Origin of the sequence: Nioella sp. MMSF_3534 (assembly GCF_030732985.1) — a bacterium.
Classification (GTDB): domain Bacteria; phylum Pseudomonadota; class Alphaproteobacteria; order Rhodobacterales; family Rhodobacteraceae; genus Nioella.
Map to the genome: position 1 here is coordinate 106,528 of NZ_JASHJX010000004.1, position 13,336 is coordinate 119,863.

The 13,336-nt window shown below is 64.4% G+C and carries 10 protein-coding genes; 2 read left to right on the plus strand and 8 right to left on the minus strand.

Annotated elements, in window-relative coordinates; translation table 11 throughout:
* Positions 1-9: 9 nt before the first annotated feature.
* From RBB16_RS03020 to RBB16_RS03040, 5 genes are all read right to left on the minus strand, one after another.
* Entirely contained in the window at positions 10-1,203 is a 1,194-nt protein-coding gene (locus tag RBB16_RS03020; protein WP_371931208.1) for an alpha-hydroxy-acid oxidizing protein, read from the minus strand.
* A 98-nt stretch (positions 1,204-1,301) separates the two neighbouring features.
* Positions 1,302-3,335, minus strand: a complete 2,034-nt coding sequence (locus RBB16_RS03025) for an ABC transporter ATP-binding protein (protein ID WP_306044731.1) — start codon at positions 3,333-3,335, stop codon at positions 1,302-1,304.
* Between the two features lies 1 nt (position 3,336).
* A complete protein-coding gene (locus RBB16_RS03030) occupies positions 3,337-4,221 on the minus strand; it encodes an ABC transporter permease (RefSeq protein ID WP_306044732.1) in 885 nt (294 codons plus the stop codon).
* Positions 4,222-4,226: 5 nt separating this feature from the next.
* Positions 4,227-5,174, minus strand: coding sequence for an ABC transporter permease (locus tag RBB16_RS03035; protein WP_306044733.1), 948 nt, complete (start codon positions 5,172-5,174; stop codon positions 4,227-4,229).
* Between the two features lie 86 nt (positions 5,175-5,260).
* On the minus strand, positions 5,261-6,742 hold the full coding sequence (locus tag RBB16_RS03040) for an ABC transporter substrate-binding protein (protein WP_071689545.1): 1,482 nt from the start codon (positions 6,740-6,742) through the stop codon (positions 5,261-5,263).
* 280 nt (positions 6,743-7,022) lie between these two features.
* On the opposite strand from RBB16_RS03040, the gene RBB16_RS03045 reads away from it, so the two are divergent.
* Positions 7,023-7,670 (plus strand): peptidase E, encoded by a 648-nt coding sequence (locus RBB16_RS03045; protein ID WP_306044734.1) that lies wholly within the window; start codon positions 7,023-7,025, stop codon positions 7,668-7,670.
* 106 nt (positions 7,671-7,776) lie between these two features.
* Here RBB16_RS03045 and iolG read toward each other — a convergent pair whose 3' ends face one another.
* Both iolG and RBB16_RS03055 read right to left on the minus strand, forming a co-directional pair.
* Positions 7,777-8,790 carry an inositol 2-dehydrogenase gene (iolG, locus tag RBB16_RS03050; RefSeq protein ID WP_306044735.1) on the minus strand — a complete coding sequence of 338 codons (1,014 nt, stop codon included), beginning with the start codon at positions 8,788-8,790 and terminating at the stop codon, positions 7,777-7,779.
* A complete protein-coding gene (locus RBB16_RS03055) occupies positions 8,787-10,388 on the minus strand; it encodes a GMC family oxidoreductase (RefSeq protein ID WP_306044736.1) in 1,602 nt (533 codons plus the stop codon). Before RBB16_RS03055 ends, iolG begins: the two co-directional genes overlap by 4 nt.
* Before the next feature lie 164 nt (positions 10,389-10,552).
* Here RBB16_RS03055 and RBB16_RS03060 point away from each other — a divergent pair, with 164 nt between their 5' ends.
* The gene (locus tag RBB16_RS03060; RefSeq protein WP_306044737.1) at positions 10,553-12,256 is read left to right on the plus strand and encodes an ABC transporter substrate-binding protein; all 1,704 of its coding nucleotides are present in this window, start codon (positions 10,553-10,555) and stop codon (positions 12,254-12,256) included.
* 61 nt (positions 12,257-12,317) lie between these two features.
* Here the strand turns inward: RBB16_RS03060 and RBB16_RS03065 are convergent, their stop codons facing one another.
* The gene (locus RBB16_RS03065; RefSeq protein WP_306044738.1) at positions 12,318-13,310 is read right to left on the minus strand and encodes a sugar ABC transporter substrate-binding protein; all 993 of its coding nucleotides are present in this window, start codon (positions 13,308-13,310) and stop codon (positions 12,318-12,320) included.
* Positions 13,311-13,336 lie beyond the last annotated feature (26 nt).

The following is a 13,336-nucleotide window of genomic DNA, read 5'->3' on the forward strand; positions in this document are numbered from 1 at the left end:
CCATGTCTTTCAATAGGCTGTCAGGGCGGTCCGCGCCGCCGGTTTTGGCTTGGGCATGTCTGAAGCGTCGGCAAGGATCCCGGCGCTGACCGAACCGATATCGGTCAGTCCCACTTGCGCCAGCGTCAGGCTGGTTTCCTCGGCCAATATGCGGATCAGGGCCGTGAGGCCGCGCGCGCCTTCGGCCCCGAGCGCATAGAGCAGCGGGCGACCCAGCATCACGAAATCCGCCCCACGCGCCAAGGCTTTGACGATGTCTTCGCCATTGCGCAGGCCGCTGTCGAAGATCAGCGGATAATCCGGGCCGACTGCGGCGCGAATGCGCGGCAGCAGGTCGATGGCGGCAGGCACGCTGTCCAATTGCCGCCCGCCATGGTTCGAGACCTGGATCGCATCCACCCCCGCCGCCTGGATGCGCCGCGCATCCGGGGGGGAACCGACGCCCTTGACGATCAGCCGGCCCGGCCACAGGTCGCGCAAACGATCCAGAAACGCCCAATCCGCCCCGGCGCGGCTGGCGCTGCGGTCAAACCTTGTGGCCGTCGCGCTGGTCGAGAAATTGCGCGGCTCTGGCGCGCCGTTCCGCAGCATCGAGAGGGACCAACTCGGATGGCTGGCAAAATCCCACAAAAGCCGGGGCGTCATGCGAAACGGCATCTGGAACCCGTTGCGCAGGTCGCGGGTGCGGCGTGCCACCTGCGGGACATCCACGGTCAGGATCAGCGTGTCATAGCCCGCCACCTTCGCTCGATGGACCATATCCAGCGATTGCTCCATCGACGCGCCGACATAAAGCTGAAACCACGCATGATCCCCGGCCCAGGACCGCATCTCCTCGATAGAGCTTGATGCCGCCGAAGACAGGCAGAGCGGAATGTCGAAGCGGCTTGCCGCGCGGGCCAGTGCCCGGTCGGCGTCGGGATGGGTCAGGTTGCACATGCCCATGGGCGCGATCCCGAAGGGAAGGCCATGCCTCCGCCCCAGAAACCGGGTTTCCAGACGACGCGCGCCGACATTTTCAAGCACACGCGGTTGCAGGGTGATCTCGTCAAAGCGGGTCTGGTTGCGGGCGGTCGCCACCTCGCGCCCCGCCGCGCCTTCGATGAAATCGAAGATGACGCGCGGCAGGCGTTTCTGCGCGATCCTGCGGGCATCCTCGGTGCAGAAGATGCGAGATCGGTCGGTGTTGGTCGGACGGGCGATGGCGGCCCCCTGTCAGCTCTGCGGTTTCATGCCAACACCTTAGACCGGCTGCAAAATTCCGGGCCAATCGAAATTGATCCGGCACCTATTCAGGCAGGCTATGAATCGGCCTGTTGCTGCCGGTGCAAGTCGTCCAGCGGGATGTGGCAACGGATTGCGTGGCCGTCGTCGCGGGTCTGCCACGGGGGGGTGTCGGTGTCGCATCTTGCGCCGATCTTGCGCGGGCAGCGGCGCTGGAACGGGCAGCCCTTCGCGGGCGGCGACAACTCGATCACGTCATCGGCGGTCAGCTTGGGCGCGGTGTCGGGGTCGGGCTCCAGCACGGCACCAAGCAGCACCTCGGTATAGGGATGCGAGGGCAGCGCGTAGACTTCAGCCGACGGCCCGATTTCGCACAGCCGCCCCTGGTAGAGAACGGCAACCCGGTCCGACAGCGCCCGCACCACCGCCAGATCGTGCGAGACGAAGACATAGGTCGTGCCCTGCGCGGCCTTGAGGTCGTTCAGAAGTTCCAGCACCGCCGCCTGAACCGACACGTCGAGCGCCGATGTCACCTCGTCACACAGCACCAGATCGGGGTTTGCCGCAAAGGCGCGGGCAACGGCGACGCGCTGCTTCTCGCCGCCCGACAACTGGCTCGGCAGTCGGTCGAGGTAGTGGCCGCCAAGGCGGACCCGTTCGAGGATCTCGACGCAACGATCCTGCAGGGCGGTGCCAGACAGGCCGAAATAGAGCTTCAGCGGCTGTTCGAGGATCTCCGCGATGGTGTGGCGCGGGTTGAGGCTGTCATCGGGGTTCTGGAAGATCAATTGGATGCGGCGCAGGTGATCGGGCCCGCGCTGTTCGACGGATCGCGGCAGCGGCGCGTCGCCGTCGAAGCGGATCTCGCCACCCGCGGGCGGCAGAAGCCCGGCAATGGTTTTCAGGATCGTCGACTTGCCACTGCCGGACTCGCCCACCAGCCCAAGCGTCTCGCCCTTCGCGATACTGATCGTGATGTCATCGACGGTGGCAGGCCGCGTATCCTCGCGCCCGCGCAGCCGGTCCAGAAGGCCGGGTCTGGAATAGCGGATCTCCAGATCCTGAAGGGACAGGACGGGGGCGGTTCCCGCCTCGGCCCGCGCGGCGTGATCGCCTTGCGAGCTCATCGGCAGGGTATCGGCCCGGTCGGCATGGTGGCAGCGCACCGGCGCGCCCCCCGGTCCGGGGGCAAGCATCGGTCGGGTGGCGCGGCAGAGGTCGCTGGCCAGCGCGCAGCGATCCACGAAGGCGCAGCCATCGCCCGCCCCGCCCGGGGCCGGGGGACGGCCGCCAAGGGCCATGGGCAGATGTGGATCGCTGAGTTTGGGGATCGAGGCCAGAAGGCCGCGCGCATAGGGATGCGTCGGCGCGGTCAGCACCTGCCGGGCGCTGCCCTCCATCACCACCTCGCCCGCATACATCACCACCACCCGGTCACAGACCCGCGCAATCGCGCCAAGGTCATGGCTGACATAGACCATGGCCATGCCGGTTTCGCGCGCCAGATCGCGCAGAAGTTCGAGGATATGGGCCTGCGTGGTGACGTCCAATCCCGTGGTCGGCTCATCGAGCAGCAGGGCGCGCGGCTCGCCCGCCAGCGCCATGGCGATGGCAACCCGCTGCTGTTGCCCGCCCGACAGCTCATGCGGATAGCGGCGGGTGATCGTCTGCGGATCGGGCAGGCGCACCTGCCCCAGAAGCTCCAGCACACGGTCGGGAAACTGCGCCGGGTCAAGGCGGCTGTGCAGGCGCAGCGCCTCGGTCAGTTGCGCGCCGATGCGCAGGGTGGGCGTCAGCGACTGGCCCGAATTCTGCGGGATCAGCGCCAGTTGGCCACCGCGAAGCGTCTCAAGCTCCCGGCGTTTCAGGGCGAACATGTCGTGGCCTTCGAAACGCGCGGTGCCGCCAAGCACCCGAAGCCCGCGTTTGAGATAGCCCATGGCCGCCAGCGCCACGGTGCTCTTGCCCGATCCGCTTTCGCCGACAAGACCGATGCTTTCGCCGGGCCGCACCGTCAGGTCGATGTTGCGCAGCACCGGCAGGGTGTGCCCGGCGCGGCCGGTGAAGCCGATGGACAGGTCGGACAATTGGATGACGGGAGTATCGGTCATGTCACACCGGGGCCTTCTGTGCGCGGTCGATGCCAAGCGCCTTGGCCAGCGCGTCCGCCGTGAGGTTGATGCCGATGATCAGCGTCGACAGCGCGATGACCGGCCCCAGAACGCCCCAGGGCGCGAAGGACATGAAACCGCGCGCATCGGCGATCATCAGGCCCCAGTCGGGCGTCGGCGGTGAAACCCCGAAGCCGAGAAACGACAGCGACGAGAAGGCCAGCAGCATCCAAGACCAGCGCATCGCGCCTTCCACCATCAGCGCGTCGAGCACATTGGGCAGGAGTTCCTTGCGCATGATCGTCATGCGGCTCTGCCCGCGCGCCCGCGCGGCGGCGACGAAATCGCGCGCCACCACGTCATGGGTCGCGGCACGGGCGATGCGGATCACGGGGATGCCGTAGAAGAAGGCGAGCGTGGGGATCAGCACCTCGATCCCGGTGCCGAAGGTCACGATCAGGACCAGCATCTTCAGGATCCATGGCAGCGACAGGAAAGCATCGACGAAGCGCATCATGACCTCGTCCACCCGTCCGCCGATGAGGCCGAAGAAGATGCCCACCAGGCCACCCCAGGCCACGGCAATGGGGGTGGCGATACCGGTGACCAGAATGGCCTCGCGCCCGCCTTGAATGGTGCGGCTGAACACATCGCGGCCCAGGTGGTCGGTGCCCAGCCAATGCACCCCGTCGGGGCCCGTCAGCATCATCGCGGCATTCATCGTGCGATAGTCGAAGGGCGCGATATAGGGGCTGATGACGGCCAGAATCAGGTGAAACAGCACGAGGCTCAGCCCCACCGCCCCCGAGGGGCGGGAGGTCACGTCGCGCAGCACCGACAGGGTGCGGCCAAGGTGCGAATTCTGCGGGATCGAGGCAAGGCTCATGTCCGTCATTTCCTCGTGTAAAGGGTGCGCAGGCGCGGATTGGCGACCATGGTCAGAAGGTCGGCGGTCAGGTTCACGCCGACGTAGACCGTGGCCACGATCAGGGCGATGGCCTGCACAACCGGCAGATCACGGTCGGAGATCGCGTCGATCATCATCCGGCCAAGACCCGGATAGTTGAACACCACCTCGATCACCACGACCCCGCCCAGTAGCCAGGCGATGGTCAGCGCCACGACGTTGATTGCAGGAAGCAGCGCATTGGGCAGGGCATGGCGAAATACGATGCGCCAGTAAGGCACGCCCTTCAGCGTGGCCATCTGCACGTAATCGCTGTTCATCACCTCGATGACCGAGGAGCGGACGGTGCGCAGGATATGGGCTGTCATCACCATGGCCAGCACCACCACCGGCAGGATAATTTCGGGGAAAAACTCGGATGCGGGCGCATTGGCCGAGGTCAAAACAATCCCCGGCAGCCAGCCAAGCCAGACAGAGAAGACAAGGATCAGCACGGTGGCGGATACGAATTCGGGGATGGTCATGGCGAAGATTGCGCCGGTCGACAGCACAAGGTCGACGGGCCGGTCGCGCCAGAGGCCCGACACGACACCAAGGAAGATGGCGGTCGGCACGCCCACGATCAGCGCGCAGGCGGCCAGCAGCAACGAATTCTGTAGCCGTGCGCCAACCATCTCGGCAATGGACCGCTGGCCATTTGCGGACACGCCAAGATCGCCACGCAGCGCATCTGACGCCCAATCGAGGTATCGCACGACGGCGGGACGGTTGAGGTCCAGTTCCTCGCGGCAGTTTTCCAGCACCCGCCCCTGCGCTTCGCGTTCGAGGAAGGCGGTGCAGGCGTCGCCGGGTAGGATCTCGACCCCCGCGAAGATGATCATGGACACGATGGCCACCGTGATCGCACCCAGAAACAGGCGCCGAAGAAACATCTGCAGCATCGTTGTGCCACCCGCCCTTTAAAGAAAGAAGCCCCTCCGCCCCGGTCTGGCGGGGCGGAGGGCATGGTTTCAGCCGATCACTCGTCGACCGTGATCAGATGCCACCGCACGGCATCGTTCTTGACCTCGTCAAGATTGTGCACGCGAGAGGACACACCGACCAGACGGGTCACGTGATAGGGGATCAGCGTGCCTGCGGTTTCCTGAAGATGCTCCTGCGCCTGAACATAGAGCGCGCGACGGGCTTCGAAATCCAGCTCGCGGCGGGCAGCGGCCAGCAGGGCGTCGAAAGCTTCGTCCTGATAGAAGGACTCGTTCCAGCGCGCCGTGGACAGGTAGATTTCATGCAGGGCCTGATCCGCGGGGCGTTCGTTCCAGCGGGTGGCCGACACATCTTCATGCATCCAGACCTCGGACCAATAGCCATCGGTCGGGGCCTGAACCACATTCACGCGGATGCCGGCAGCGGCGGCCTGCTGCTGATAGGCGACAGCCAGCGTCGGCCAAGTGGGTTCCAGCGTGGCGACATGCACGTCGATGTCGATGCCGTCGGGATAGCCCGCCTCGGCCAGCAACGCACGGGCGCCCTCGATATCCTGCGGGCAGGACAGGTCGGCGCGATACTGGTCGTTGGGTTCCACCGGCGTGTCACAGGCAACGATGCCGCCACCGCCAAGCACCAGATCCACCAGTTCCTGGCGATCCGCGACCATCCGCACCGCCTGGCGCACGCGCAGGTCGTTGAAGGGTTCCACATCGGTGCGGAACACCAGACCGCGCCAGTTGCCGGTCGGGATTTCCTGAATGGTGAACCGGTCAGAGTTCTGGAACATCACGCTTTGCTGTGCGGTGATCCCGCGTTCCATGTCGATCTGACCGCCAAGCAGCGCCTGCAGGCGGGCCTGACCATCGGGAATGCCGATGATCTCCATCCGGGCGACGCCCGGCGCGCCTTCCCAGTAGTCGGGGTTGGCGACCAGAACGGTGGTGCCTTCCGCGTCGAAGGTTTCGACCATGAAGGGGCCGGTGCCGATGCCGGTGGTGGCGATCGTATCGCCGGACCCTTCGGGGATCATCCGCAGCCGGTAGTCCATCAGCTGCAAGGGCAGGTCGGCGAAGGGCGTGTCCAGCGTGATCTGAACGGTCATGTCGTCCAGCGCCTCGACCGCTTCGATCATGGCGATGGCGGACCGGGCGGGGCTGTCCATCTCGGGGTCCAGCACGCGGTTCAGCGAATAGAGAACATCGGCGGCTTCAAAGGTGGAGCCATCATGGAACGTCACGCCGTCGCGCAGGCTGAGAGTCCAGACCGTGGCGTCCTCGTTCGCCGACCATTCAGTTGCCAGATCGGGGCTTGGGCGGCCATCAAGGCCGGGGCGGACCAGGCGGCTCATGATCTTTTCGGTGATCTGGAAAATCCGCCCATTCGAAATCGGGTCGAGGCTGGATTGTGCGCCAAAGCCATATTCATGCGCCTGACGGAAGGTTCCGCTTTGCGCCATGGCCATGGGGCTGGCCAGCAGCACGGCCGCCGTCGCTAGTGCAATTATTCGTTTCATGTCTTCCTCCCTTGTGCGGCATTTGATCGGGTCCGGCGCCGCCAGGCCGAATAAGCGATTGTTCTTGTCAGTGCTGTTTTCCGTCAAACCGAAAGAAAAGCGGTCATGGATACAGAAAACTTCATCTATCGTCGAAGTCATCGCCGGTGGTCCCGACCGAAAGTGTCAAAGGCCGGGCGGGATCAGACAAATTCGTTTTTCTCGGGAACGTATGTGTCAAACGAATACATGCGTAGACCAAGCCGTGCTAAACCGGGTCTGGCAACCGAAAAGGGGCAACATGCACGGCGGCTATCATGTCATAGCAATAGGCGGTGGCGGCTTCACCCATGGCGCGGATCCAGAGCTCGATCTGTTCTGCCTGAAGGGTCTGCCGGAACGGCCACACCTCGGATTCATCGGGGCCGCATCACGGGACGACCCGGTCAAGATTGCCCGGTTCCACACGCGGTTTGCAGATCTGGCGGGGTCTCTGTCGCATCTGCCTATGGGCGCCGGTTCGGCACAGGCCGCTGCATGGGCCGCTTCGCTGGACCTGATCTATGTCGGCGGAGGAAACACCGCCCGGCTTGTCAGCCATCTGCGGGAAACGGGCATCGCAGACGTGCTGGCGGAGGCTACGGTGAAGGGCACGGTGCTGGCCGGGGTCAGTGCAGGAGCGGCCTGCTGGTTCGACAAGGTGCTGACGGATTCGCTTGGAAACGGATTGCGCCCGATGGACGGTTTGGGAATCGTGCCGGGATCCTGCTGTCCGCACTATTCCACGGAACCCCTTCGACAAACCGCGTTTCCCGAGGCCATCGCGCGGGGCGATCTGCCCGCGGGATATGCCATTGATGACGGTGCAGCCATCCGCCTGATCTCGTCAGGGGAAGCGGAGGTATTCTCCGCCCGCATGAACGCCGGCGCAAGGCGGCTGCCCAAGTAGGCACCGATGAAGGGCCGCCTTGCGGGATGATCCTGCACTTCCGGAAAAAACGGCGTCGCGCTTTGCGACACTTGCCAGGCAATCACTGCAGCGGGCCAGCCAGATGTTAGCTGCCGTAGATTGGCTGAACCGCAACACCGTCCCGCGCCGACTGCGCACAGGCCAGCGCGATGGCAAGCGCGGCGCGCCCGTCCTCGGCAGTGCTGGAGGGTTCGCGCCCCTCGGTTACTGCCGCATGGAACTCGTCCAGCGCGTTGTAGAAGGACTGGTCATAGCGTTCGAGGAAGAAGTGTTTCAGCGGCTTCCTCGCTTCGGTCGCGGTGCCGTCCCACCGGACAAGCGAGTCGTCGCGGTGATTGCGGGTCTGGACCATGCCCTTTTCGCCAAACGCCTCCAGCCGCTGGTCGAACCCGTAGGAACAGGCGCGCGAGTTGTTGATATGGACCAATGCGCCCGAAGGCATGGTCAGCGTCGTCATGGTCAGGTCGAAATCGCCTTCCGCCCCGATCTGGGGGTCGAATTTGCAGCTTCCGGCGGCATAGACCTGAACGGGCCTCTCTCCCGCGATCCAGCACAGAAGGTCGATATCGTGGATCGTGGCGTCGACGAAGTAGCCGCCCGAGGCACGGACGTAGTCGATCGGCGGGGGGCTTGGCTCGCGGCTCCAGCTCATCAGCATGTTCAGTGGCCCGACCTCGCCCGCGCGCACCGCCTGTTGCAGCATCGCGTTGTCGGGGTCGAACCGGCGGTTGAATCCGAGCATGAAGGGCACAGGGTGCGATTTCAGCGCCTGCATGGCGCGGTCCACCCGTTCCAGCGATTGATCGAGCGGTTTCTCGCAATAGATCGGTTTGCCCGCTGCCGCGACACGCTCGATATACTCCACGTGGGTATCGGTCGGCGTGGCAATCACCACCGCATGGACGCCCGGATCGGCCAGCACCGCGTCGAGATCATCCATCGGTCGCCCGCCATAAAGCGCAGCGGTCTTTTGGGCGGATGACATGCGCGGGTTAAAGATCACCTCCAGCCGCAGGCCGGGATGGGCGTTGATCTTGGGTCCGTAGACATGGGCCATGCGACCCGTGCCCATCAGGGCGATGCCAAGTTCCCGTGTCATGCGCGCCCCCTGAGGTCTGCCAGAATGATCGCCGCCGCCTTTTCCCCGATCATGATCGAGGCCGCGTTGGTGTTGCCCGTCACGATGCGCGGCATGATCGAGGCATCGGCCACGCGCAGCCCCTCGATACCGTGCACTTTCAGGCGCGGATCAACCACCGCCGTGTCGTCCACCCCCATCTTGCAGGTGCCCACGGGGTGCAGCAGCGACAGCCCGTTCTGACGGCAATAGGCAAGCAGGTCTTCGTCCGACTGCACGTCCTTGCCGGGGGACAGTTCGTATTCCACACAGTCCGACATCGGCGCGGTCTGCGCAATCCTGCGCCCGAACTTCAGCCCCGCCAGCGCGGCGCGGTGGTCGGCCTCGTCCGCGAAGAAATTGAACTGGATTTCCGGTGCTTTCGCGGGGTCCGGCGCGGTCAGGCGCACATGCCCGCGAGAGTTTGGCCGCATATGTTCGGCCAGGATCGTGAAGCCGGGGAACGGGTGCGGCTTCAGCTGCTCGTCCGTGCACCAGGCCATGAAAGTCACCATCATGTCGGGGCGGTCGACCTCCGGCCCTGAACAGATGAAGGTATTGGAATAATTGCCATTATCAGCGAACGGTCCGGTGCGGAACAACAGCCAGCGCAGCAGTTGCAGCCCGCCCTTCAGCTTGTTGTTGTAAAGGTCGTTCACCGTCATCCGCACGGTAGACCGATACTCCGCCCCGATGCCGAAATGGTCTTGCAGGTTCTCGCCCACGCCTTGCAGGTCGTGCTGCGTCTCAACGCCATGCGCCTGCAACAGCGCCCCCGGACCGATGCCCGAGAGTTGCAGAAGTTGCGGGGAATTGAAGGTGCCGCCCGACAGGATGATTTCGTGCCGCGCTTTGGCTGTGTGGGTGCCGGACCTGTCCGTCCACGTCACGCCGGTCGCGCGCTTTCCGTCCAGGTCCACCCGCTGCACCAGCGCATGCAGGCGCAGGTCGATATTGCGCTTGGCGGCGCCCCGCAGGTAGCCCGCTGCCGTGCTCCACCGCCGACCATTCCGTGTCGTGGTCTGGACGTAGCCGGTGCCCTCTTGCTGTGCGCCGTTGAAATCGTCGTTGCGGGGCACGCCCAAAGCCTCTGACGCCGCGTGGAACGCCTCGCCAAGCGCATGCTCGGTGCGGATGTCCGAAACGGAGACCGGGCCGCCAGCGCCGTGGAAATCGTCCGCGCCCCGTTCCTGATCCTCGCAGGATTTGAAATAGGGCAGCACCCCGTCCCAGCCCCATCCGGTGCAGCCCGCCGCTTCCCATCCGTCGAAATCCTGAGGCTGGCCGCGCATGTAGATCATGCCGTTGATCGCGCCCGTGCCGCCCAGAACCTTGCCGCGCGGCTGGAAGAGTTGCCGCCCGTTCAGATGTGGTTCCGGCGCACTGGTGTAGCACCAGTTCACGGACGGGTTTGCATAGAGCAAAGAATAGCCAAGCGGGATGTGAATGAAGGGATTGCGATCCTTGCCGCCCGCTTCCAGCAGCAACACGCTGTGCCCCGCCTCTGCCAGCCGCCCGGCCACGGCACACCCGGCAGAGCCAGCGCCCACAACGATGAAATCATAGCTCTCAGCGGTCATTCGGTCCTCCCCGACCGCGCATTTGACGGCCCTTGGCCCAACTGTGTCACAGGGGCCGGTCTGGCCGGAACGTCACAAATGTCAGGATTGGACAAAACTCCTGTGCCGCGAGAGGGCGGAGTGTGTTTTGTCAGAATTGGATATTTCGCAAGGAGGGACCTGGCGTGACCCGGCAGGAGATGCTGCGCATTCTGTCCTTCATGGACGAAACCCGCGCGATCACGGAAAAACGGACAGAGCTTTCGGCGACGGATGCGCGCTGGAACATCATCGCCTATGCCATGCGACGGCATCTGGAAGGCAAGCTACTGACCATCACCTCGGCCGCGATGGCCGCCGATGTGCCCTATGGCACTGCGATGCGTCGGGTAAACGAGTTGCTGGACACCGGCTTTCTGCTCAAGCGGCCACGGTCGAAGACAGGCAAGTCCTTCTCGCTTCACCCCACCCGCAAGCTGATCGAGGAGTTCGAAAGCTTCGCCATGCAGCTCAAGGCAATGGTGGGCAACACCTTCGGCTTTGCAAATGGCGATGGCGCGATGGAGGATTTCTATTTCGGCGGCTACTATATGGCCTCTCGCATCCTGCCTTATCCGAACGCGATGCGCGAAGGGGTGGGCTATGACCGCACGATCCGGCTGGCGGTGCCCGTCGATCCCACATTCGAGACCATCCGCCAACGCGCGCAGGAGCTTGGCGGATTTCTGGGCACCAAGCTGGAGGTGGTGAATCTCACGCTGGACGATCTTCACACCGAGATCATGGCCAATGCGGGGCGCGAGGCCTCGGATTACGACGTGGTGGCCGTGGATCTGCCGTGGATTGGGCAACTCGCGGAAGAACGCGTGATTCAGCCGCTTGACGAGATCATCGCCCGCAACCGGTTCAACCCGTCCGATTTCCATCCGGCGGCCTACAAGGGATCGTCCTGGGCGGGCAGCCAATACGCCTTGCCGATCCAGCCCACGGCAGAGCTTCTGTTCTGCCGGTCCGATCTGTTTGCCGATGCCGGCCTGTCGATCCCCGAGACGACAGAGGAGGTTCTGTTCGCCGCGAAACTGCTGCACCGGTCGCGGATGAACCTGTCTGGCATCGTGATGAATTTCAAACGCGGCACGCCGGTCGCGCATACCTTCATTCAGACACTGGCCAGCTATGGCCAGCCCGTGATTGACTTGCCACGGGTGGGGGAGGATTTCGATTTCGGGACGCTGTCGGGCGAAAACTATCGCCCGCTTCTGACCAGCGACGCGGCGCGTGCAACAGCCGAATTCCTGCTGGAACTGCGCAGTTATGCCCATCCTGACAGCCTGAAATGCGACTGGGACAGGCGGATTCGAATCTTTACCGAAGGCCACGCCGCCATGTGCTATGGCTGGAGCGTCCGGGCCCGCGCCTTTGAACTGGACGAAACCTCGCCCGCGCATCAGAACGTGGCCTTCGCGCCGCACCCGCACGGGCCGGGCGCGCGCACCGTGTCACCGATCGGGGGGTTCTCGCTGGCGTTGCCGCAGGGGCTTTCTCCCGCAAGGGAACGGGCGGCATGGCGGGTCATGGAATACCTGACCCGGCCCGAGGTGTTGAAATGGTATGTCCAGCACGGCAACCTCAGCAGCCCGCGGTTTTCCACCAGCGCCGACCCCGAGGTGCAGGCGAAAAGCAGCCTTCTGGGCCGGGTGGACGCGATGGAGCGGCGCGGTGAGTTGCAGACATGGCCGCGCCCGCCGATCCCGGAATTTAGTGACATGCTGAGCGTTCTGGGGGACGAGATCTACCGGATGCTGCACGGAGACAGCAGCGTAGAGGAAACGCTGACCCGCGCGCAGAACCGGGTGGATGCCATCATGCGGGAAAACGGGCGCTACTGAGGCGCATGAAAAAGGGCGCGCGGCCTGATCGCCGCGCGCCCCGTCTTTCATTTCTGTCAGATTACCAGGTCGGGCGTTCGAACTCGGTCACGTTCTCGGGCGTCACCATCGGGGTCTCGATCCCCTGAAGCGCCGGAACCTCGATGCCATTGGCCACGCGGATCGCCGTCTGAATGGCGAGGATCGCGTCATCGATGGGCGACTGCTTGTTCGACCCCTGATGCCAGCCTTCCTGCATCGCGTCCCAGCCTTCGCCGAACTGGTTGCAGGTCACGACCGCGACTTCGCCCGGCTCCAGGCCCGCGCCTTGCAGCGCGCTGATCACGCCAAGGCCCATGCCATCGTCGAAGGCATAGACGCCGTCGATCTGGTCGCCATACTGGGTCAGGAAGGTTTCCATCACGGTCTGGGCGCGTTCGCGGTTCCATTCCGCTGTCTGGCTGTCGAGAATGGTGATGCCGGGATATTCATCGGCGATCCGGTCGAGGAAGCAGTTGCCGCGCAGGATCGACACCGTGTACCCCGGCGTGCCTTCGACGACCACGATATTGCCTTCGCCGCCAAGCGCTTCGGCCAGCATGTCTGCGGACTGTTCGGCTTGCAGGCAGTCATCGGGGCCGGTGTGACCGACGATGTAGCGCCGCCCCGCTTCGCCAATGGGCGAGTTCGAGGTGACCACCGGGATACCCGCGCGATAGGCCGAGCGGATCGCCGGAATCAGCGCGTTCTGCGAGGTGGGCCAGACCACGATCGCGTCGGGGTTCTGGGAAATCATGTCCTGGATCTGGTCGAACTGCACGGCCGGGTCGCCCTGCGGGTCCATCACGGTGGCCTGAATGCCAAGCTCTGCCGCGTATTCCTCGGCTGCCTGTGCATACATCGCCTGATAGGCGTTGGACCCCGGATACAGAACGGTGATGCCGATCCGCGTTTCCGAAAGCGGCTGCTGAAGGTCGCCTCCCAGCCAGTCCGGTGCATCCTGCGCCATCGCCATGCCCGCGGTCATCGCCGCTGTCACCGCAAGGCCAAAGCCCCTTGTCATCAGTCTTGTCATCTCTTTCCTCCCTTTTCGCGCCGCAT